This is a genomic window from Nocardioides albertanoniae (assembly GCF_006716315.1).
GTDB lineage: Bacteria > Actinomycetota > Actinomycetes > Propionibacteriales > Nocardioidaceae > Nocardioides > Nocardioides albertanoniae.
Genome location: NZ_VFOV01000001.1, coordinates 3,434,469 through 3,455,588, shown reverse-complemented (window position 1 = coordinate 3,455,588; position 21,120 = coordinate 3,434,469). Strand labels below are relative to the sequence as shown.

19 protein-coding genes are annotated in these 21,120 nt (G+C 67.9%); 12 read left to right on the top strand and 7 right to left on the bottom strand.

What is annotated here, in order from left to right; translation table 11 throughout:
* Position 1: 1 nt before the first annotated feature.
* The 3 genes from FB381_RS16570 to FB381_RS16560 form a co-directional block, all read right to left on the bottom strand.
* Positions 2 to 904 (bottom strand): ABC transporter permease, encoded by a 903-nt coding sequence (locus FB381_RS16570; RefSeq protein WP_141781301.1) that lies wholly within the window; start codon positions 902 to 904, stop codon positions 2 to 4.
* Positions 905 to 929: 25 nt separating this feature from the next.
* On the bottom strand, positions 930 to 1,730 hold the full coding sequence (locus FB381_RS16565) for an ABC transporter ATP-binding protein (protein WP_141781300.1): 801 nt from the start codon (positions 1,728 to 1,730) through the stop codon (positions 930 to 932).
* 61 nt (positions 1,731 to 1,791) lie between these two features.
* Positions 1,792 to 2,574 (bottom strand): IclR family transcriptional regulator, encoded by a 783-nt coding sequence (locus tag FB381_RS16560; RefSeq protein WP_170225189.1) that lies wholly within the window; start codon positions 2,572 to 2,574, stop codon positions 1,792 to 1,794.
* Positions 2,575 to 2,773: 199 nt separating this feature from the next.
* Between FB381_RS16560 and FB381_RS16555 the strand changes: the two genes are divergently transcribed.
* Genes FB381_RS16555 through FB381_RS16520 form a run of 8 tightly spaced genes read left to right on the top strand, consistent with a single transcriptional unit; the run spans position 2,774 to position 10,209 of the window.
* Positions 2,774 to 3,664, top strand: coding sequence for a DUF6282 family protein (locus tag FB381_RS16555; protein ID WP_141781298.1), 891 nt, complete (start codon positions 2,774 to 2,776; stop codon positions 3,662 to 3,664).
* A gap of 40 nt (positions 3,665 to 3,704) precedes the next feature.
* Positions 3,705 to 4,580, top strand: a complete 876-nt coding sequence (locus FB381_RS16550) for a cupin domain-containing protein (RefSeq protein WP_211352466.1) — start codon at positions 3,705 to 3,707, stop codon at positions 4,578 to 4,580.
* Positions 4,581 to 4,586: 6 nt separating this feature from the next.
* Entirely contained in the window at positions 4,587 to 5,549 is a 963-nt protein-coding gene (locus FB381_RS16545) for an LLM class flavin-dependent oxidoreductase (RefSeq protein ID WP_141781297.1), read from the top strand.
* A complete protein-coding gene (locus FB381_RS16540) occupies positions 5,546 to 6,559 on the top strand; it encodes a cyclase family protein (RefSeq protein ID WP_141781296.1) in 1,014 nt (337 codons plus the stop codon). Before FB381_RS16545 ends, FB381_RS16540 begins: the two co-directional genes overlap by 4 nt.
* Before the next feature lie 52 nt (positions 6,560 to 6,611).
* Positions 6,612 to 7,688, top strand: a complete 1,077-nt coding sequence (locus tag FB381_RS16535) for an ABC transporter substrate-binding protein (RefSeq protein WP_211352465.1) — start codon at positions 6,612 to 6,614, stop codon at positions 7,686 to 7,688.
* A gap of 1 nt (position 7,689) precedes the next feature.
* Positions 7,690 to 8,877, top strand: a complete 1,188-nt coding sequence (locus FB381_RS16530) for a thiolase family protein (protein ID WP_141781295.1) — start codon at positions 7,690 to 7,692, stop codon at positions 8,875 to 8,877.
* A gap of 4 nt (positions 8,878 to 8,881) precedes the next feature.
* Positions 8,882 to 9,553, top strand: a complete 672-nt coding sequence (locus FB381_RS16525; RefSeq protein ID WP_141781294.1) for a 3-oxoacid CoA-transferase subunit A — start codon at positions 8,882 to 8,884, stop codon at positions 9,551 to 9,553.
* Positions 9,550 to 10,209 (top strand): 3-oxoacid CoA-transferase subunit B, encoded by a 660-nt coding sequence (locus tag FB381_RS16520; RefSeq protein WP_141781293.1) that lies wholly within the window; start codon positions 9,550 to 9,552, stop codon positions 10,207 to 10,209. The genes FB381_RS16525 and FB381_RS16520 overlap by 4 nt, the downstream gene beginning before the upstream one ends.
* Before the next feature lie 37 nt (positions 10,210 to 10,246).
* On the opposite strand, the gene FB381_RS16515 is transcribed toward FB381_RS16520, so the two are convergent.
* Positions 10,247 to 10,441 carry a hypothetical protein gene (locus tag FB381_RS16515; RefSeq protein ID WP_141781292.1) on the bottom strand — a complete coding sequence of 65 codons (195 nt, stop codon included), beginning with the start codon at positions 10,439 to 10,441 and terminating at the stop codon, positions 10,247 to 10,249.
* Positions 10,442 to 10,467: 26 nt separating this feature from the next.
* On the opposite strand from FB381_RS16515, the gene FB381_RS16510 reads away from it, so the two are divergent.
* Together FB381_RS16510 and FB381_RS16505 are read left to right on the top strand one after the other, a co-directional pair.
* The gene (locus FB381_RS16510) at positions 10,468 to 11,028 is read left to right on the top strand and encodes a CGNR zinc finger domain-containing protein (protein ID WP_141781291.1); all 561 of its coding nucleotides are present in this window, start codon (positions 10,468 to 10,470) and stop codon (positions 11,026 to 11,028) included.
* A 9-nt stretch (positions 11,029 to 11,037) separates the two neighbouring features.
* Entirely contained in the window at positions 11,038 to 11,415 is a 378-nt protein-coding gene (locus FB381_RS16505; RefSeq protein ID WP_141781290.1) for a nitroreductase family deazaflavin-dependent oxidoreductase, read from the top strand.
* 128 nt (positions 11,416 to 11,543) lie between these two features.
* Here FB381_RS16505 and FB381_RS24120 read toward each other — a convergent pair whose 3' ends face one another.
* The 3 genes from FB381_RS24120 to hrpB form a co-directional block, all read right to left on the bottom strand.
* Positions 11,544 to 11,696 carry a hypothetical protein gene (locus FB381_RS24120; protein ID WP_211352463.1) on the bottom strand — a complete coding sequence of 51 codons (153 nt, stop codon included), beginning with the start codon at positions 11,694 to 11,696 and terminating at the stop codon, positions 11,544 to 11,546.
* 270 nt (positions 11,697 to 11,966) lie between these two features.
* Positions 11,967 to 13,700, bottom strand: a complete 1,734-nt coding sequence (locus FB381_RS16495; RefSeq protein WP_141781288.1) for a DEAD/DEAH box helicase — start codon at positions 13,698 to 13,700, stop codon at positions 11,967 to 11,969.
* Positions 13,701 to 13,774: 74 nt separating this feature from the next.
* Positions 13,775 to 16,288: an ATP-dependent helicase HrpB gene (gene hrpB, locus FB381_RS16490; protein ID WP_211352462.1), complete on the bottom strand. Its 2,514-nt coding sequence runs from the start codon at positions 16,286 to 16,288 to the stop codon at positions 13,775 to 13,777.
* A 645-nt stretch (positions 16,289 to 16,933) separates the two neighbouring features.
* Between hrpB and FB381_RS16485 the strand changes: the two genes are divergently transcribed.
* On the top strand, positions 16,934 to 17,509 hold the full coding sequence (locus FB381_RS16485) for a hypothetical protein (RefSeq protein ID WP_141781287.1): 576 nt from the start codon (positions 16,934 to 16,936) through the stop codon (positions 17,507 to 17,509).
* Positions 17,510 to 17,516: 7 nt separating this feature from the next.
* Positions 17,517 to 20,507 carry a hypothetical protein gene (locus tag FB381_RS16480; protein ID WP_141781286.1) on the top strand — a complete coding sequence of 997 codons (2,991 nt, stop codon included), beginning with the start codon at positions 17,517 to 17,519 and terminating at the stop codon, positions 20,505 to 20,507.
* The last annotated feature ends 613 nt before the right edge of the window (positions 20,508 to 21,120 follow it).

The window sequence follows — 21,120 nt, the reverse complement described above, 5'->3', positions numbered from 1 at the left end:
CTCAGACCTCCTTCGTCGCGTTCGTCGGGGTGTCCGTCCAGAACACCAGCCATTTGCCGATGCGCACGACGACGGCGTGCAGCGCGATCCCGATGGCGGACAGCAGCACGATCACGGCGAACGTGGTGGCGACATCGAGGTTGAAGTTGCTCGCCTGCAGCAGGTAGCCGAGTCCTTCCGAGCTCCCGACGAACTCCGCCACCACGGCACCGGTGACGGCCATGATCGCAGCTACCTCGAGCCCGGCGAAGATATGCGGGAGGGCGGACGGCACCTGCAGGTGACGCATCACCTGGAGACGCGTTGCCCCGAAGGAGCGGAGCATCTCGACCTGTTCGTTCGCGGCCGAGCGGAAGCCCAAGATGGCGTTGATCAGGAGCGGGAAGAATGCGATGAGCGCAACGGTCAGCACCTTCGAGCTGAGACCGATCCCGAACCACACGATCAGCAGCGGAGCGAGAGCGACCTTGGGAATGGTCTGGGTCAACACGAGAAGCGGGAACAGCATCCGCTCCACCATGCGGAACTGGGTGATCAGCACCGCCGAGAGCAGCGCGGTGACGACGGCGAGTGCGAACCCGAACGCGATCTCCTTGAGGGTGACGACCGCCTGCGGGAGCATGGACCCGTCGCGGAGACCGTCAACCAGAGCTTGGGCGACCGCGGTAGGCGGCGGGACCAGGATCTCGGAGACGTCGAGGAGCTTGACCGTGATCTCCCAGACGACCAGCAGGCCCAAGAACAGCAGCCCGCTGTAGACGAACCCTGGCAGGCGCGGCCGGCGCAGGCGTGAGGGGCCGGCCGGCTGCTTCGGAGCCGAGGTCGATCCCCCGCCGTCTCGGTCGGCGGGCTTCGAAGAACTGATCACGGAGTGGTGCGGGTCGGGGTTGGCCTGTATGGGCATCGATCCTCCTGGGGTGGTGCGCGTACTAGTGGGCGCTGTGCTCGGAGTCGAGGAGCTTGCGGATCCGCATGACCACCTCGCCGAACTCGGTGGTGTTGATGTTCTCCAGGCGTCGCGGCCTGGGCAGAGGTACGGAGACCACGTCGGCCAGGCGCCCGGGCCGAGGAGTCATCACGACCACACGGTCGGCGAGCAGGACTGCCTCGGGGATGCTGTGCGTCACGAAGAGCACGGTCTTGCGGTCCTGGCCCCAGATGTCGAGCAGGTCGAGTCCCATCTGGTCGCGCGTCATGGCGTCGAGGGCCCCGAAGGGCTCGTCCATCAACAGGATCCTTGGATCGTGCATGAGCGCCCGGCCGATGCCGACCCGTTGTTGCATGCCGCCGGACAGCTCGTTGGGGTAGCGCTCGCTGAACTCCTCGAGGCCGAGCATGCCCAGCAGCGTCCGGGCCCTGTCGAGGGTGGCCGCGTCCTTCTGGCCGTGGAGGTCGGGGGACAGCAGCAGGTTCTTCAACACCGTTCGCCAGGGGAGGAGGAGCGGCTGTTGGAAGACCATGCCCAGCTGGTTGCGGTGGGTCTCCGCGCTGACGCCGAAGTCCACGTTGCCCGAGGTCTGGCGGGTGAGGCCCATGATGATCCGCAGCAGCGTGCTCTTACCGCAGCCGCTGGGGCCGACGATCGCGACGAACTCTCCTTCCCCGACGGTGAGGGACACGTCGTCGAGTGCCTGGACTGTTCCACCGCTCTTGGTCGTGTAGCGCATGGAGAGCGAGTCCAGCCGGATCGCGCACTCCTGGTCGGTGGGGGCGTGGAGCGGGGTGGGCATGGGCATTGTCCTCACGATCGTTGGCGCAGGACGTCTGCCCGGCGCTGATGGTCTACGGATGTCAGGCGACCTCGGACGGCCATGTGCCGCCCATCTCCTTGGTCAGCCGCTGGCATGTCGTCTTGACGGCCAGGGCCTGGCGGGAGTCGAGCGAGTCCGGAAGCATGCGCTCGGTCCCGATGGCAGCGACGGCGGCACACAGTCCGCGTTCGTCGAACACGGGCGCCGCGATGATGCAGATACCGCGGTGGCTGACGTCGCTGCTGATGCCGACCTCCCGCACGGTCTGGATCTGCTCGCGGACCTCGTTGCGCTGCTGCTCGGGCAGGGCGCCGGTGAGTCTTTCGGCGGCGAGCTGGTCGGGAAGGAAGGCAAGAAACACCTTGGCCTGGGACGACGTCAAGGACAGCTGTGTGCCCACCCGCACTGTGACCAAGGTGGCGTGGTTGGCATCCTCCTCGACCAGCGAGATGACCGGACCCGACGATCCCCACAGGGACAGCACGGTGCTGACCTCCACCTCTCGAGCCAGTTCCCGGAGGTAGGTGGGTGCGTGCAGCAGGATGCGTCGTTGTCCCAGCGCGAACGCGCCCAGCTGGAGCAGTGAGCGGCCCGGGCGTACGGACGCGGACTGCTCGATCCGCTCGAGCAGGCCCGATCGGATCATCGAGCTGAAGTAACGGTGCACCGTGGTGCGGTTCAGGCCGAGCAGCTCGGTCGCGTCGGCCACCGACAGCTCGGGCCGTTCGGGGGAGAACAGGCCAAGTATCTGGGCGGTCCGGGTCACGGCCTGGATGTCCTGGTCGCGGCCGCTCTTCGGGAGATCAGGCTGCTCGTTATGCATGGGCATATCCATTTCCGTGAGACACATAGTTCGTATAACGCACACACTATAACTGCCTAGTCGCGTCCCGACCGGACATTCTTCGCGGTTCGCGACGCATCGTAGCAAACGAAAGTGATGAGCGTCACGTCTTGACAGACCGTATCACGAACATGGAGTCTGCTATGCGAACACATTCAACGAGAGACTGGAGCTCACCGTGAGTGACTCGCTGGCCGTCACACGGCTGCTGAACGGATGCGTCGACCTGCACTGCCACTCCGGGCCGAACCCGTTCCCACGGCGTTTCGACCATGTCGAAGCGGCGAAGGACGCCGAGCGACTGGGCATGCGGGGGGTGCTGGTGAAGTCGCACCACCACAACACCGTGATGGATCTGCTGGCGATGACGGACCAGCTCGCGGGGAGCAGCACGCCCGTGTTCGGTGGAATCGCGCTGAACAGCCAGGTGGGTGGCATCAACCCCGGTGCGGTGGCGATGTGCCTGCGGATGGGTGGGCGCGCCGTCTGGTTCCCGACCTTCTCCTCGGGGCGCCACATCGACTGCCACCCCGAGGGCAGCGGCTTCCCGACGGCGACCGTCGAGGTGCCCTCCAGCCGGGTCGACATCCACCAGGAGAACGGCGAGCTCGTGCCCGAGGTCTTCGAGGTCCTCGACCTGATCGAGGAGTCGAACGCGATGCTCAGCGGCGGTCACATGGAGGCGGCCTCGATCAAGCAGCTGTTCACCGAGGCAGAGGCGAAGGGCATCTCCAAGATGGTGATCAACCACCCGAACTTCGTCATCGGCGCCGAGCCAGATCAGTGCCGGGAGCTTGTCGCGCTGGGGGCCTATGTCGAGCACGAGGCCGGGATGTACGACCCGGAGGGCTCCAAGAAGTGGGACCCGGCGCTGCTCCTCGACTGGATCGAGCAGATCGGTCCCGAGCGCACCGTGATCGCCTCCGACCTGGGGCAGGACGGCCGGCCGATGCCGGTCGACGCCTTCATCCGGGTGGCCACCGCGTTGCTCGACCTCGGGCTCGACGAGAAGTCGCTGCGGCAGGTGTTCTGCGACAACCCGGCCTTCCTCCTCGGTCTCGACGACTGACCATCCCCGGCAACCACCCAGCACTACGAGAGGAATTGATATGAGTGTGACCGCACCGTCGGCCCCTGCCGTCCCGGAGTACCTCGACCTTGCTCAGGGCGATCCCGACGAGACCAGCGCCGCGGGGTCTGCGACCTGGTACGTACGCGGGCAGAACTTCGCCCTCGCCTACACCACCCTGGTCGCCGGCGACGTCCTGCAGCGGACCGATCAGCCGGACGAGTACGTGCTGATCCTCCCCGGGGACGACGGGGACGTGGAGGTGCGGACGAACGAGGAGAGCGAGGTGGTCACCAGGAGGGCGGTCGTGATGATCCCGCCCGGGACCAGCTCCGTCGTCGCCCGCGCGGACTGCCACGTGGTGAGGCTGCTGACGTGCCGTTCGCAAGACGTCCTCGACCTCGCCCGCAATGCCGAGTCCTATCGCGAGGCCCACCCGTACGTCGCCCCGTTCGCGGCGTGGCCGGAACCGCCCGAGGGTTATCGGATCCGCGCCTACCGGATGGCCGACCTCGAGGTGACCCAGGACCCAACCAGACCCGGGCAGCTGCTCCGCTGCAGCACGTTCATGGTGAACGTGCTGGCTCCGCGGATCGGCCCGCGAGACCCGGACAGTCTCTCCCCGCACCACCACGACGACTTCGAGCAGTGCTCGCTCGCGGTCGAGGGAGAGTACGAGCACCACCTGAGGACTCCGTGGGGCAAGCGGCTCAGCGAGTGGCGCGAGGACGAGCACGTGGTGTGCGGCAGCCCGTCGGTTGCCGTGATCCCGCCGCCGTTGGTCCACACCAGCCAGGCGATCGGTCCGGGAAGCAACCGGTTGATCGACGTCTTCTGCCCGCCACGGGTGGACTTCTCGCTCATGCCGGGTCGGGTGCTCAACGAGACGACCTACCCGATGCCCGACCAGGGTTGATCCCGGATGCGGTTCGGTGTCGCGCTCGACCTGGGCTCCACAGCCCCGGTGCGCCCGCAGCTGGATGCCTCGGTGGCGTTGCTCGACCATGCCGAGGCGCGCGGGTTCGTGTCCGCCTGGGTGGGGGAGAGCTACCACGCGTCACCGCAGGTGTTCCATCTGCCGGCCTCGTTGATGGTGCTCGCGCACCTGGCCGCGCGGACGTCGTTGCACCTGGGCACCGCGGTCCTGTTGCTGCGCGCCTACTCCGTCGAGAGACTCGCCCAAGAGGTGGCGCTCCTCGACCAGCTGTGCGAAGGCCGGCTCACCCTGGGGCTCGGCCTCGGGGCGCCGGAGGTCTCCCAGCGCACCGGCGCCCAGCTGAGCGGCCGCGCGGGCCCGGCGTTCGACGAGGCGCTCGAGACGCTGCGGTCCACCTGGGCGACGCCGTCGGCGGCCCCGAAGGGGGTCGTGGTGCCGGAGCCGGCCCAACAGGGCGGGCCGAGAATCCTGGTCGGCGGCAAGAAAGCGGTGTCGGTGCGGCGGGCAGCAGAGCTGGCCGACGGCTTCTACGGCGCCACCAACTACACCGACGATCTGCTGCTGCGGCAGTCGGCCGCCTTCTGGTCGAAGCGCGGTGCCGGTGCAGCCGGGGAGGTCGCGACCACGCGTCTCTGCCTCGTCCACGAGGATGCCGAGCACGCCCGTACGTTGGCCCGGCGCCACTTCGCGGCCGTGGCCGACTACTACACGAGCCGTTCGGCCTGGGCGGGAGCCGACGGTCCGGCCGAGGCGGAGTTTCCGCTGGTCGGCTCGCCCGACGACATCACCCGGGCCGTCCGGTCGTACGCGGAGGCCGGTGTCACCTCGCTGCAGCTACGCGTAGCGCCGCTCGGGACACCGCCGTCCGTCGCCCACCACACCATCAGCCTCGTCGGCAGTGAAGTCCTGCCGGCCTGGCGAGACCCCGAAGCAGGAAGCAATCGATGAGCACCGATCTCAGACAAGACGTCCCGACGTACGCGCAGCTGAAGGTCCGCCGAGACGGGCTCCCGGGTTCGAGCTGGGGAGTCTTCGGGCCCGGTGACGAGATGGGCATGATCAACTTCCTCACCCCCGACCACGCGGTTGCGGCGGCCGGTCTGGTCCGCACCGGAAAGACCTTCAACCTCGACTTCCCGGTGAACAGCTTCGTGCCCGCCCCGGGCGGCACACGCCCGGCCGCCGTACACCGGATGTTCGCCAACAACCCGAACCATCGCGACGACTGGCTGGACTCCTACTATCTGCAGCAGAGCTCGCAGATCGACGGCCTGCGGCACATCCGCGATCCCGAGCACGGGTTCTACGGCGGCGTCCCCGATGCGGCCGTCGACGTCGGAAAGCCCTCGCTCGGGATCCAGAACCTCGCGGAGAAGGGGGTTGTCGGGCGAGGAGTCCTCCTGGACCTCGGACGCTACTTCGAGCGTCGGGGGACGCCGATCGACATGGCCTCGAACCAGATGTTCACGACAGAGGACCTGGAGGGTGCGGCAGCCGAGCAGGGAGTGGCGTTCCGCAGCGGTGACATCCTGATGATCCGGTACGGCTGGGCCCGCTACTACCTCGAGACGCTGACGCAGGAGGAGCGGGGCGAGTTCTCCTCGCACATCCGGCACCCCGGTCTGAAGCAGTGCGAGGAGATGGTCGCGTGGTTGTGGGACCACCAGTTCTCGATGGTGGCCTCCGACGACTCGGGCGTCGAGGCACACCCGGTGAATCCGGACTCCGGCTTCGTCGACCCCGACGAACCCGCACCCGAGCGAGGAGTGCTCCACAACGGGATGCTCCACCGGCCGCTCATCGCGATGCTCGGCCTCTCGCTGGGTGAGCTGTGGGACCTCGATGCGCTGGCGGAGGACTGTGCCCGAGACGGGGTCTACGAGTTCCTGCTCACCGCCAAGCCCCTCAACCTCGTGGGAGGAGTCGGATCACCCGCCAATGCGATAGCGGTCAAGTGACGATCCGGGGCGTCATCGAGCACGAACCATTTTTGCTGAAGGGAATCGACCGATGAGATGGAACCGATACAAGACCCTGCTGGGGCTGACTGTGGGGGTGTGCACCGCTGCGATGCTCACCGCCTGCGGCTCCAGCGCCGATGAGGAAGGCGGAGCCAACAGCCTGACCCTCGCGATCGCCTCACCGAGCTGGAACTCCGGCTACGCCACCACAGCTGTGTCGGAGGCGGAGGGCTACTTCGAGGACGAGGGCCTGGACGTCAAGGTGCAGCTGTTCCCGTCCGGTACGCAGGTGGCACAGCAGGTGGTCGGAGGTGGGGCGGACATCGGCATGATCACCGCCGAGCCCGTGGCCATCGGGCACGCGAAGAACCTGGGGCTGACCTACTTCGCCTCCTACTACCCACGCTGGATATCGACCCTGGAGGTGCCGGCCGGGTCGGACGTGGACAGCCTGGAAGACCTGCCGGGCAGCCGCATCGGCGTGACGACCGTGCAGAGCTCGGGCGGCACCTTCGCGCGCAGCGCGATGCAGCTCAACGGCATGAACCCCGACGAGGCCGAGTACGTGCCCATCGGGGTCGGTCCTCAGCAGCAGGACGCGATCGAGTCCGGCAGGGTCGACGTCCTGGCGCTCTGGGACACCCAGTACGCGATCGTCGAGAACGAGGGCGTCGACCTCACCACCCTCGAGGTCCCGCAGAGCAAGGACATCTGGGGTGGCGGCTTCGCCGTCACGAAGAAGACCTTGGAGAGCAACCCGGACGGCCTGGCGCGGTTCGGCCGCGCGATCGCCAAGGGGTTCGTCTTCTCCACGGCCAACCCGGAGGCCGCGGTGCGCGACATGTGGAAGCTGCACCCGGAGACCCGCGGCAAGGGCACGGAGGAGGAGGCGCTCGAAGAGCAGGTCAACGTGCTGAAGGTTCGGCTGGAGGGCCAGGGAGTCGAGGCAGGCCGGTGGGGCGGTATCGACAAGGAGTCCGCACAGAAGATGGTCGACTTCATGGCGTCGACCGACCTGATCCCGGAGTCCTTCCCGGCGACCGACATCTACACCACCGACCTGCTCGACAAGATCAACGACTTCTCTTTTGAGGACATCCGTGCGCAGGCGAAGAAGGGATCTTGAGATGGTCGGTTCATACGTCTATGACGCCGTCCGTACGCCGTTCGGCCGGTACGGTGGGGCGCTCGCCGGGGTGAGGACCGACGACCTGGCCGCCAGCGCGCTGGCGGGCCTGATGGCCCGGAACACTCGCCTCGACCCGTCCCGGATCGATGATGTCGTCTACGGCAACGCCAACGGAGCGGGGGAGGACAACCGCGACGTCGCTCGGATGGCGGTGCTGCTCGCCAATCTGCCGGTGAGCGTGCCTGGGACCACCGTCAACCGGCTCTGCGGTTCCAGCCTCGATGCCGCCATGCTTGCCTCCCGGGCGATCGAGACCGGCGACGCGGACGTCGTCGTCGCCGGCGGCGTCGAAGGAATGAGCCGGGCGCCGTGGGTCGTGCCGAAGCCGACACGTCCGTTTCCGGCCGGGGATGCCGCGATGGTCTCGACGGCGCTCGGATGGCGACTGGTCAACCCGCAGATGAAGGACGAGTGGGTGGTCTCCAACGGAGAGGCAAACGAGGTCCTGGCCGAGCAGTTCGGGATCACCCGGGAGCAGCAGGACACCTTCGCCGAGCGGTCCCACCGGCTGGCCGGGAAGGCCTGGGCCGACGGTTTCTACGACGATCTGGTGGTTCCCGTCGCGGGCACCGAGCTCGAGCGGGACGAGGGCGTGCGTGACGACTGCACGGTCGAGGGGCTGGCCAGGCTGCGGCCGTCGTTCCGGCCAGAGGGGACCATCACCGCCGGTAACGCATCTCCGCTCTCGGACGGCGCGTCCGCGGTGCTCCTCGGCTCCTCAGGTGCGGCGGCGACCATCGGCCGGGACCCCCTTGCCCGGATCGCGGGCCGGGGGACGGTGGGAGTGGCTCCGGCCGCCTTCGGGATCGCGCCCGTCGAGGCCGCGAACCGGGCGCTGGAACGTGCCGGCATCGGCTGGTCCGACGTCGGCGCGGTCGAGCTCAACGAGGCCTTCGCTGCTCAGTCGCTCGCCTGCATCGGATCATGGCCGGTGGACCCGGAGATCGTGAACACCCGCGGTGGTGCCGTCGCGCTCGGGCACCCGCTGGGTGCCTCCGGCGGGCGGCTGCTGGGCACCCTGGCGGCTGTGCTTCGCGAGCGAGGGGAGCGGTGGGGCGTTGCCGCGATCTGCATCGGGGTCGGGCAGGGGTTGGCAGTCGTGCTCGAGAACCCCGAGGCGGGCTGACGCGATGGTGACCATCGCCCCTGACCCGGCCAGCGCGGTCGAGGGAGTTCCGGACGGAGCCACCGTGCTGATCAGCGGCTTCGGCCCGGCTGGCCAGCCGTACGCCCTGATCGATGCGCTCATCGACGAGGTGGGCCGCACCGGGGCGGGGGACCTGGTGGTCGTCAACAACAACGCTGGGAACGGGGAGACCGGACTGGCCGCGCTGCTTGCCACCGGACGTGTCCGGAAGATCATCTGCTCGTTCCCGCGTCAGGTCGACTCCCACGTATTCGACGGGCTCTACCGCGCTCGCCGGATCGAGCTGGAGGTATCGCCTCAGGGCAACCTCGCCGAGCGTATCCGCGCCGGAGGCGCCGGGATCGGTGGTTTCTACACCCCCACCGGAGCCGGGACCGAGCTGGGCGAGGGGAAGGAGACACGGACGATCGACGGCCGGCAGCACATCTTGGAGTACCCGATCCATGCCGATGTCGCGCTGGTCCGAGCTCACCGGGCCGATCGCGGCGGGAACCTCGTCTACCGCAAGACCGGACGCAACTTCGGCCCCATCATGGCGGCCGCCGCCAAGCGTACGATCGCTGAGGTCACCGAGGTCGTACCCGTCGGGGCACTCGATCCCGAGGCTGTGGTCACTCCGGGAATCTACGTCGACAGGGTGGTCGTGACGCGATGACGTGCGAGCACGTGGACCGCGGTGCGCTCAACCGCGACGAGCTGGCCCGCAGGGTCGTCCGCGACATCCCCGACGGCGCCTACGTGAACCTCGGCATCGGGATGCCGACCGTCGTCGCCGACCACCTCGACCCTGCCAAGAGGATCGTGCTGCACACCGAGAACGGCATGCTCGGGATGGGCCCCCGCGCGCACGGCGACGATATCGATCCGGACCTCGTCAACGCGGGCAAGATCCCGGTGCTCGAGCGGCCCGGGGCATCCTATTTCGACCACGCGCAGTCCTTCGCGATGATGCGAGGCGGGCACCTCGACGTGGCGGTGCTGGGCGCGTTCCAGGTCGACGCCCGCGGCACGCTGGCCAATTGGCACACCGGCGAGCGCGACGCGATCCCTGCGGTCGGAGGCGCGATGGACCTCGCTGTCGGAGCCAGGCACGTCTTCGTGATGATGACCCTCTTCGACCGCGAAGGCAGGCCGAAGCTGGTGCCCACGTGCACGTTTCCGGTGACCGGCCTGAGCTGCGTCAGCAGGGTCTACACCGACGAGGCGATCTTCGACCTGACTTCCGGGGAGGTGGTAGTCGTCGAGACGTTCGGGTCGACGGTGGCAGAGCTCCGAGCGCGGCTCGAGGTCACGCTGCACGCGCCAGGATGACACCCGAATCGGTGGCGGCGGAGAGACGTTCCGCCACTCAGCCCCGGGCGCGGCTCAGTGGCTGTGGTGGCAGGAGCGCGTGCGGCTGGAGATCGACGCGACGTACGCCGCAGAGCGTGCAGCGCACGTAGAGGACTCGGCCCTCCGAGGTCTGATGGCTGGACTCGGTGAGCCAGCCGTGGTCGTGGGTGGCGTACGCGTGCTGTGACTGCTTGGTCGCGCTGTCGGTCATGGTCACCACCCTGGTGTAATGGTCTTATGCATCTCAACCCTTACGGTGAGTACGCCGTGCTCATGGCCGCCTCGCTCGCCGACGACTGGCCCGAGGACCGGGCCGGCATCGAGGCTCGGACGCGGGAGTTCGGGATGACGATGGACTTCGCTGCGTCTCCGGACGACCACCTGCGTACTCGTCAGGTGATCGACGAGTGGCTCCGCGTCGTCGATGCGCCGGAGCCTGGTGAACGGGCGCGGTTGCTCAACGAGCTGATGGCGCGGGCGACCGCGTATCCGAGGCTGACCGATCACGGGGGCGAAGGCTGGCACCTCCACTACCGCGACGACGCCAACGATTCGCTCCCCGACGTGCTGCGAGCGGTCATCAGTGTCGGCACGGCGCTCCACCTGACCACGCGGGGCATCCATCGCCTGGGCCGGTGTGCTGCGGGGAACGTCGAGGGAGACCCGTGCGCCGCCGTGGTCGTGGACGTCACCCGCAACGGACGGCAGCGCTACTGCTCGGTCCGCTGCGCCAACCGCGATGCGGTCCGCCGGCACCGCGCCCGGCGGGTCCGACCTGGTGGCCCTCGGACTCATTAAGATGCTGAGATGCGTCGGAGATGGCTGTGGTTGCTGAAGAACACGCTCAACCGGGTGACCACGCGGGCGGCCCGCTCCGGGCGCGGTCCGTTCTCGCTCGTGCGTCACGTCGGGCGTAAGTCGGGGAAGACCTACGAGACCCCGGTCATCCTCGCGCGGGTGCCGGAAGGTTTCATCGCCGAGCTCACCTACGGCGAAGGCGTCAACTGGTATCGCAACATCGTCGCGGCCGGAGCCTGCGAGGTGCTGGTCGACGGAGAGTGGCACCATGTCTCCGCGATCGAGCCCTGCCCGTCCGATGCCGGGCGTGAGGCGTTCGGCTACCCGGCCCGGTTCGTGCTGCAGGTGCTGCAACGGCACGAGTTCAGGCTGCTACGTACGGCCTGATCGTCTGTGCGTCTGGCAGCGGGTCAGGAGCGACTCGCTGGTCGAGCGAGCGGCGACCGGTCCGGGATCCTTCGACACGGTATGGAGTGCCGGTCGGTTCGAACGGCATTCGCTCGGGCTAGCCGCCTTCACTGGCCGTAGGTGTAGCGCAGGTCGGCGAACAGCAGCTGGTTCATCCTCTTGCGGATGTGTCCGGCCTTGCTGTCATCGGGCGAGTCGCCGGCGCTGAGGAGGACAAAGGTCAGCGCGGTCTCGCCGCCGCGATCTACGAGCTCGAGCACGACCTTGTCATCGGGGCGGCTCGGCCAAAGTGAGGACCACGTGAGGTGCGTGGGTGGGTCGGGCTCGAGCACGTCGGGCTCGACCTCATCGGGTAGGAGATCGAGCCATGCGCGAACGCCTTCGCGCTTGGGATCGGCCAGGTCCGCCCAGACGACCTGCGGCGGAGCCGGGAGTCGTCGCGTCCTTCTGCCGTACTCGATCACTCCGCAGCGGTAGGCGGTCGCCGACCATTCATCCCAACCACTTTCTGGTCACGCCGCGCCACTCCGTCAGTCGCCGTCGTCGGTCAGGGTGGTGGCGGGAAGCCAGTCGGCGCCGAGGAGCTGGGCGACGCCGGTGAGGCCGGTGGTGTCGCCTCCGACCGTGTCTGAGGCGGCAGCGATCCGTTCGACCATCACTCTGCCGACCTGCTCCTCGACGGTGCCCTCGGCGTAGGCGATGTGCCACGGCGAGAGCTGGTGGTCGCGGTGGGTGCGGCCGGTCACCTGGCGTCCCGCGATGCCTGAGAAGCGGGCCTGGTGGAAGACGCCGACCCGCGGCTCGCTGCTGGCCCGGCGACCGTCGGTGAGGGTCTCGCCGGCGTGCAGGCTGATCGAGGCGACCGTGGTGAAGACGCAGACCTTCGCCTGCCCGGTCTGGAACCGGAGCCGCTCGGCCTCTGCGTCGAACCGGTCGCGGCCGTAGATCGTGGCGACGTCGAGGCCGGAGTCACGCAGCCGGTCGGCGATCGGGTCGGCGGCGGTCGCGACGAACTCGACCGAGCATGCCACCTGCCGCTCGGCCTCGACCTGCTGGAGGATCCAGGCGACCGTGGAGTCGACGCGTATCAGCCCGGCCTTCTGCCGGAAGCGCAGCAGCGCTGCCCGCCCTTTCGCGACGTTGCGGCCACGCCGGGCGATGTCCATCTCGCGGCAGAACTCTCCCCATTCGGCTTCGTACGCCGCCCGCTCCGCCGGGGTGAGCGCCACTGGCATGCCGGAGATTGGCACCGGTCCCCAGGGTGCCGCGCGGTGCAGCATCGCGGGCGGCCGCTCGTCCTCGAGCCAGCCGCGCACCAGCTTGAGGTCGGCGGCGCGGCGCGCCGGGTCGGAGGTCCAGGTCGCGCCGTAGCGGCCGCGCTCGACCCCGACGCCGTTGCGCTCGAGCGCGGTGGCGAACGTGGCGCCGGGCTGGGTCGCCGAAGTCCACTCCTGGATCGGCTCGCCGAGGACCTGCGCGTACGCCGGGGCGAGGTAGGGCAGGTCGAGCGGCGTGTGCCCGGGCGTCGCGGTCGTCGCGATGACGAAGGGGGCCTTGTCGTGCGGGCGCCCGTGGCCCGAGATCCGCGCCCAGAGCTTCCACCGCTTCGTCGTCGTACGTCGCAGCGCGTGCGCCTCGTCGGCGATGATCACGTCCCACGCGTGATCCTTGACCTTCTCCAGGCGGTCCCAGGTGATCACGACCCATTCGAGACCGCCGTCGCCCAGTGCGGCGATCGTGCGGCACCAGTGGCCGATCGTGATCGCGGCAGGGCGGTCGGCGACGACCAGCACCCGTCGCGCACCGCGGAGGTCGCCCACCGCCGTCGCCCCGAGGACCGCGGAGATCGTCTTGCCCACCCCGGGCTCGTCGGCCAGCAGGAACTGCCGTCCGCCCGCCGCAGCACGCGCCGCGATGGCGTCAGCAGCTTCGTACTGGATCTGCCGCGGCTCGAGCGCGTCGGTCGGCTCGAGGCTCTGCGTCGGCATGTCGGGATTGAGGGTGCTCTCGATGAACCGACCGAGCGTGTACGGCCCCGGCGCGTAGGGCGCGAGGTGCGCCGGCAGAGTGCGCCCGACGTAGAGGTGGGTCTTGACTGCCGGGTGCCACGTGGCGCCGTCGACCTGGGTGCCGTAAGGGACGTCGAGCACCCACAGCCGCTCGCCCGGACCGACGGTGGGCAACGGCCGGTTCGGTTGTCGCGTGCCGCTCCGGCGCGTACGTCCGCCGCGGCGACGAGCACTGGATCGGCGAGGACTGGCCACCCCTCGACGCTATCGGGGTCTCCTCCATGTGCAGAGACGGCTCGCCCACGTCGGCGGTCGAGTCGACCCGCTGCTCACCTTCGGCGGGAATTGTTCGTGCGCGTCGTGGCTGGTGCGCTGCGGGGGTCGTCCGGCCAGGCGTGCTTGGGATAGCGCCCGCGCAGGTCAGCACGGACGCCGGGGTAGCCGTTGTCCCAGAAGGACTCCAGGTCTGCCGTGACGGCTGCCGGGCGTCGCGCGGGGGAGAGCAGATGCAGCAGGAGCGGGACCCGGCCGTCGGCGAGGGCCGGCGCTGCGGTCCAGCCGAAGACCTCTTGGATGCGCACGGCGAGCACCGGTTGTTCGGCGGAGTAGTCGATCCGTACGCTCGACCCGCTGGGCACCTGAACTCGCTCGGGAGCCAGGTCGTCGAGCCTGCCTGCCTGCGGCCACGGCAGCATCGCCCGCAGCGCGGCAGCCACGTCGACGCGACGAAGATCCTGGGCCGAGCGAACCCGCGCCAGCTGGGGCCCGAGCCACGACTGGAGGGTCTGCGTCAGTGCCGCGTCGCTCACATCGGGCCACGGGTCACCGAGCGTACGGTGCAGGAAGTCGAGGCGGTCGCGCAGTGCCGTGGTCGCCTCCGACCAGGTGAAGAGAGCGATTCCCTCGCTCGCCAGCGCCTCCCGGATCGCGTCGGCCACGGCCTGCGCGGGAGGATCGCCGAGCGGGACGGAGCGGAGCTCGATCGCGCCCAGCAGCGTACGTCGGCGAGCCAGCACCCGCCCTTCGGTCCAGGTGACCTCGTCGACCTCGGTCCACAGGGACCCGGCCACCTCCAGCGCGAGGTCCTCGGTGAGCGGGGCCGCCGATCGGATCCGGGCTTCACGCTGCCCGGACCGTCGCTCCGCGTCGCCGACCGCGAGCCACTCGATCCCGACCAAGGGCCCCGGGGCACGAGGATCGAGCGCCGCGCCCGTCCCGGACGTCATCAGGTAGCTCGAGGCACCGGAACGCTTGCGCGCGATCCGGTCCGGATGCGCCAGGGCCACCACCAGCCCCACCGCCACGTCATCGGTGAGCGCTCGGGCTGCTGAGGAACCCTGCTTCTCGACGACCTTCTCCAGGCGGGTGGCCTGGCTGCGCCACGAGCCCGCACGCTGGTTGCCGCGGAGCGACCGGAGCGCGGCGACCAGGTCACCGCCGGGAGCGCGCACGTCCTCGCTCAGCATCGCGACCACCTCTGCGGCGCGCTTGGCTCCGACGAGATCAGCCCCGTCGATGAGGGCACGCGCCAGCCTGGGGTCGGCCGGCACCCCGGCGATCAGCCGGCCTCGCGGGGTGGCTCTCCCGTCCTTGGTCATCGCCCCCAGATCCACCAACACGTCCTTGGCCGACGACAGTGCATGCGCCGGTGGCTGGTCGAGCAGCGCCAGATCGCGCACGTCGAGACTGCCCCAGCACGCCACCTCCAGGGCGAAGGCGGTCAGGTCGGCGGTGGCGATCTCGGGCTCCGGGTGAGCGGCCAGATGCGCGTGCTCCGCCTCGGACCAACACCGCAGCACGGCCCCTGGCCCCAGCCGTCCGGCCCGACCCGCCCGCTGCTCGGCCGCTGCCCGGCTGACCGTGACGGTGACCAGAGAAGCCAGTCCGCGATGGTGGTCGGTGCGCGGCTCGCGCGAGAATCCGGCATCGACCACGACACGTACCCCAGGCACGGTGAGCGACGACTCGGCGACCGCGGTCGAGACGATCACTCGTCGACGCGGGCCCTCGCTGAGCGCACGATCCTGCTCTGCGCCGGAGAGCCGTCCGTGCAGGGCGTGCACGTCTGCGTCCACGCCGGCAAGGCGGCGTACGGTCGCCTCGACCTCCGCGACACCCGGCACGAAGACCAGGACGTCACCGTCGTGCTCGACAAGCGCACGACGTACGGTCGCCGCGACGTGGTCGTGGAAGCTCGGGGTGATGCCCCGCTCGTCGGTGCGGCGTACCCCCGCAGGCGGCGGGCACCAGACCGCCTGGACCGGGTGCAGAGCACCCGGCACGCGGATCACCGGAGCGGACTCGACCCCACCGATCAGCGCGGCGGTCCGTTCGGCCTCGATGGTGGCCGACATCGCCACCAGGGAGAGGTCCTCACGCAGGTGGGCCCGGATGTCGATGAGCAGCGCCAAGGTCAGGTCGGCGTCGAGGTGGCGCTCGTGCACTTCGTCGAGCACGACCGCCCCTACGCCGACCAGCTCGGGATCATGCTGGATCCGCCGGAGCAGCAGCCCGGTCGTGACGATCTCGACACGTGTACGTCGGCTGGTGCGCCGGTCTCCGCGCACGGAGTATCCGACCGTCTCACCGACCGGCTCGCCCAGCAGGTGTGCCAGCCGCCGGGCCGCAGCACGGGCTGCGATGCGGCTGGGCTGCGTGACCACGACCCGCCCGGCGACCACCTCGGCGACCGCGGGCGGCACCAACGTCGTCTTGCCGGTGCCCGGCGGTGCATGGACCACCGCGACACCGTGGGCACGAAGCGCCTCGTCGAGAGCGGCCAAACCGGCGGTGACCGGGAGATCGGGCGGCGCGGCGAGCAGACTGCGCAGAGGGTCGGACACTCCTGCAGTGTGCCTGACGTGCCTCGGGTGGTGTCGCGTCGGCGCCGACGGCTGTCACCACGCCGGAGCAGACGAGCCCATAGTCCGACGCGTCGCCCCGGGCGTGACGATCTGGGCCTGGCGGATGTGGGCAGCGGACCTGAAGGGCCATGTGTCTCAGGCTCGTCGTGTCACAGCCGGTCGCTGTCCGCAGCGCTCCGGCCGATCGGTGCAGCATCGGCCACACGCACTTCCGTCCACGAGCGCCTCAAGTCTCGACACAGTTGGGGCGCCTCACTGGCGGCGGATTGACGCGTATCGCAGACGACATCGATGCGACCACCTGGTGCTCGTTTGGGCAATTTTGATGTCGTCACCACTCAATGCGCGCGACGGTTGGGATACTCGCCAAAGCGCCCGATCGTGGCGGAGCCTCCTGCTAGCGTCGTGCTATGTCCGGCGAGTCTGACAACGACGACGGTCCTTCCGCGGAAGGGGCGGCGGGGACAGGCGAGTTCATCTATGCCCGCCTGACCGATAAGCGCTTCGAGGCACTTCGTAGCTCTTGGTATCGGCGGGATTTGGCGCCTGGCTCTAAGGTCCGGGCTCGATACCGTGAGCGTCACTGTGGGATAAGTGGTCGCTGGATCTTGAGCGAGTCGTGACGTGAACCTTCTCGATCAGATCGATCGTCGCCTTGGAGACCCTGACTTCGCTTTCAGTCGCGACTTGTTCGAGCGGTGCGCCACAGACCTTCTAACCGAGCTCTACCCGAATCTGGTGCCGATCACCGGTGGTAGTGACGACGGTCGCGACGCCGACATCACTGACCCAGACGGGACCATCGGTGTCCTGATTACCTCGGCCCGCGACATCAAGGGCGTCCTCGAAAACCTTCGCAGCGGCTGCAGGCAGATGATCGCCAAGGAGGTGCCGAACCGACGGTTGATCCTGGCGAACCTGGCGGTGCTGAACGCGTCGAAACGAAAGCAGATACATGCCGCGGCCATGGAACTCGACTTCAAGGTCGTCGAGATCTACCCGCGGCCGTGGTTCGCGCACCGACTCCGTGGCAATCCCGAATGGCGGGTCGCTCTCCTCCAATTGCGCGGGGGCGTTTACACCCTGAGCCGTCCCCCGGGCGATGAACTAGGCCAGGACGTCGCCATGGCAACAGTGGGGTCGTGCCGAGGAAATCGAGTCGATCCGCCGACCCCAGGGGGACCTGGTCGTCAGTGGTGAGCCTGGTGTGGGCAAGACACACCTGGTTGCACAGGTAGCAGGCGCGCTATTCGTCGAAAAGCTTGCTGACCTCTCCAGGCTCGCTGATGACCTACTCGAGTCCAAGCCGACGGTGGTGGTGGTTGATGACGCGGGAGCCAGACCCGAGGTTGTAGCCGAACTTGTCACCATTCGGCGCAAGCACCAGATGAGCTTCAAGGTGGTTGCGGTGTCCTGGCCGCACGAGAAGGAACTCGTTGAGGACCATTTGCCGACCGCCGAGTCCGTGGCGGTGGGTCGGATGACTAGAACCGAGCTCGGCGAAATTCTGCGAACCATGGGTATCACCCGGGACGCCGCTCTGGGGCGCATCCTGGAACAGGCCGATGGCCGTCCGGCCTGGGCGGTGCGCCTGGGAAGCCTTCTGACGGACGGCAATCAGTGGAGCGACGTCCTGCGGGGCGAGTCCGTGCGACAGGAGGTGCGCCGATACCTGCGCAATGCACGCATCTCTGTTCACGCATACGAAACCGTTGCAACGGTGGCACTCCTTGGCGGGCTGAAGGACACCGAGTTCCGCGCCCTGGCAACCGTTCAGGGCGGGTCGGTGCAGGACGTGAACACAACGCTACGGAAGGTCGCCGAGTCTGGTCTCCTCGACGCCACTGCGGCGAAGTTCCCAGGAGCGGACAGGGTGGTGACCTATGCGGTCCAACCGGATCTGCTCGCCGCCAGCCTCGTTGCCAACGCGTACTTCTCAAACGGTGTCGCGCCTCATCCGCTGGCCGAACTTCGCGCAGCGTTCCCCGAGCGGCAGTTCGACATCGTGATGAACACGATCATCGCCGAGCTTGTAGGAGCCTCGCACCCGTCGCGGCCCACGAACGAGCAAGTGGTCGCAGCTCTGGGCACAGCGCTTCAAGACCCGCAGAAGAACATGCTCCGGTACTACTCAGCACTCGGATCGGCCGAAGCCACCTTCGTCCTGAACCTGATGCTCGAGATCCTCCGTGCTTCGGTCGCGAACCTTGAGCGCTCCGAGGTGAATGCATACGTGAAGAACGCGGCAATGCTGCGCGGAGACTTCTTCGCGGAGTTGGCCGGAAACAGCGTCCCGCGGATCGGGTACGAAGCTTCTTTGAAGCACTTTGCTGCCGGCGCGGCGCTACTTGTCGAGGCCGGTGACGACTGCGCCTCGGCTGTTGGTGAGTACTTCCAGCACGTGAGGGCATCTGACATCGGAGAGTCCGTACGGGTCGCTGAGCTCGTCAAACTTTCCGAAGCAATTGGTGCGATGCCCACGGGCACCCCCGCTGAGCGAACGGTCTTCTTCGAAGTAGCCGCACAGGGGCTCTCGCCCTCGTGGGAGGCCAACTATATGGCACCGGACAATCCGCGGTCCTTCACCCTGAAGTCGTTCCTGCTACCGGGCGGTGCGATGGCGGACGTAGCCTCGCCAATTCTCACCCGTTTGGAAACAGTCGTTGCCCATATCGACAGCACCGCTTTCGGAAAACTTGCGAAGCCGCTCGACAGCTGGGTCCACGCCGCCGCCGGGTACGCACTACCAGCAGGCATTCGAGTCGTAGACGACCAAAAGTCCGCCGCAGTCGATGTCGCGACCCGGTTCGCGAACGCGCTCGCTGACTCTGCGCTCTCCCACGGGTCCAGGCGTCGGCTGAACGGCATCTGCAAGCCGCTGAAAGTCCGGTGGCCAGAACCCGACCCGCTGTTCAACGCGCTCGCTCCTCTCGATGACCCAGACGACCTCATCGACTATGAGGAGATTGACTACCTTGCCCTCCACGAAAAGAAGGAGAACGAAGCCCGTGCCCGGGTCGTCGCAGCAATAGCCGAGTTCCTTGACCAGCCGCCTGCCGTCCTCTGCGCTCGCCTTCAGGAACTCCAACCCGAGATACGAGCCGCCGAACTTCGCGGCACCGACCAAACCAGAGGCGTGTTCCACCACTTGGCGACCCTCGACACGGATCCAGTGCCGTGGGTCGAGGCGGCACTCGGCCACGAACTCGGCTGGCACGCACTGCCGCTCATTGAGAAACTCCTGCGAACCGACACTGTTCCCGAACCCCTTCTGGCCCGCCTCCTCGGCAGCGACATCAGGGCCGGGGTCATCGGATCAGCCCTCGAACGAGGCACCGGCCGCTCGCTAAAGACCATCCTGGATGGCGTCACCGAAGCCGACTTCGACCGCCAAATCTGGACCTCGTTCGTGCGCGTGACCCCCGAAGCGCTCAAGCTGCTCAACGAGCACATTGATCGACGGGTAGCAGCGCTCGGCATAGCCTGCTGGGCCGGCTGGTTTGAGTACGTCAATCGCCGCGACACCGACGACAACGGTCGCCTCAAGGCGCAGCTGGCCGTACTCGGAGACACGTGGACGGACACCTTGATGAGTCTCGAGGTCCCGAACAAGATCGATGACCACGCACTCGAACGAGCACTGGTAGCGCTCGCTCGCGCCGCACCGGCCAAGTTCAGCGAACTGTTCATCCGCCACGTCGAGAAGGAGCGGTACCCTCTCAACGACTTCGACGAGTGGGCACCCGCCGCCCACACACTGCCCGCGGATCAGAAGACCGCGGCCTGGACACGACTCAACGAACACACTTGCAAACGAGAAGTGTTCTGGGTGATCGCCGGCAAAGACACCGACTGGACCGAAGCCCGACTGTCGGACGGATCAGTACCTAACCCCAACGAGCTGCTCGGCAAGTTCGGGTTCCAACGAACGGATCGCCCAGATATCGAAGACATCGCAGCTCTCTTCTCAGGAAATGCCGACCCGGAACACATCCTCGCCTCAATTGCAGACCCGATGACCGGCGACGAAGTCGAACTCGCCGAGCAGATGCTTGAGCAGAGCCAGAAGCTCGCAGAGTCTGATAACCCCAACGTCGCCAAGATCGGCGAGGGAGGTGTCCAGACCTGGACGGTCCGCCTCGCAGCCGCCAAGAAGGAAGCTCGAGAAGCAGAGATCCGCGGCAACTTCTGGCCTTAGAACTCGCCAGTCAATAGGCGTCCCGGATGGGACCGCTGCGGCCGCGTGGCTCGCCTTCGCGCACACAGGCTGCGTCAATCTGGGCGGTATGTCGCACGACGGCATGCGCACGTCGCCGCGGGTGGCTGGCGAGCGTCAGCCGTAGAACACCTCGACCAGGTCAGGTGGAGTGGCGGCCAGGCGGGCCGATCAGCAGATCTTCGAATGCCGATGCCTCGATGAAGTCGAGTTCGATGAGCGCGGCGGATGAGATCAGGTCGCCGATGCGTTTGGGGACGGCCTCGCTGAAGGGCTGGTCGGGCGACGCTCGCGGACGTACGGACTGGGTCGGTTTCGTAGCGCTCGCCCTCGATGGCCTCGGCCTGGATTTGAGGCGATTGTCTGGCCCTCCCATCGCTGGAACGTCGCTGATTCGGGTCTGGACAGGCGCCAAACCCGGCGTTGAGCGACCCACGGAGGTGGGTTCGATGAACCATCGGTGAACCGATGATGAAGGTGCGCAGGGGAGGCGTCCGAATGGTCAGGGTGGGGTCTTTTGCCTGCCTAGACTCCTGCGGTCACCGGCCAACCCGGGGCGTCGCCGAGACGTGGTCTCGGCGCTCGGGGGTCGTCA

Coding starts and splice junctions, on each gene's coding strand:
- FB381_RS16570 (WP_141781301.1), bottom strand. CDS start 904: ATGCCCATACAGGCCAACCCCGACCCGCACCACTCCGTGATCAGTTCT.
- FB381_RS16565 (WP_141781300.1), bottom strand. CDS start 1,730: ATGCCCACCCCGCTCCACGCCCCCACCGACCAGGAGTGCGCGATCCGG.
- FB381_RS16560 (WP_170225189.1), bottom strand. CDS start 2,574: ATGCATAACGAGCAGCCTGATCTCCCGAAGAGCGGCCGCGACCAGGAC.
- FB381_RS16550 (WP_211352466.1), top strand. CDS start 3,705: ATGAGTGTGACCGCACCGTCGGCCCCTGCCGTCCCGGAGTACCTCGAC.
- FB381_RS16545 (WP_141781297.1), top strand. CDS start 4,587: ATGCGGTTCGGTGTCGCGCTCGACCTGGGCTCCACAGCCCCGGTGCGC.
- FB381_RS16540 (WP_141781296.1), top strand. CDS start 5,546: ATGAGCACCGATCTCAGACAAGACGTCCCGACGTACGCGCAGCTGAAG.
- FB381_RS16535 (WP_211352465.1), top strand. CDS start 6,612: ATGAGATGGAACCGATACAAGACCCTGCTGGGGCTGACTGTGGGGGTG.
- FB381_RS16530 (WP_141781295.1), top strand. CDS start 7,690: ATGGTCGGTTCATACGTCTATGACGCCGTCCGTACGCCGTTCGGCCGG.
- FB381_RS16525 (WP_141781294.1), top strand. CDS start 8,882: ATGGTGACCATCGCCCCTGACCCGGCCAGCGCGGTCGAGGGAGTTCCG.
- FB381_RS16520 (WP_141781293.1), top strand. CDS start 9,550: ATGACGTGCGAGCACGTGGACCGCGGTGCGCTCAACCGCGACGAGCTG.
- FB381_RS16515 (WP_141781292.1), bottom strand. CDS start 10,441: ATGACCGACAGCGCGACCAAGCAGTCACAGCACGCGTACGCCACCCAC.
- FB381_RS16510 (WP_141781291.1), top strand. CDS start 10,468: ATGCATCTCAACCCTTACGGTGAGTACGCCGTGCTCATGGCCGCCTCG.
- FB381_RS16505 (WP_141781290.1), top strand. CDS start 11,038: ATGCGTCGGAGATGGCTGTGGTTGCTGAAGAACACGCTCAACCGGGTG.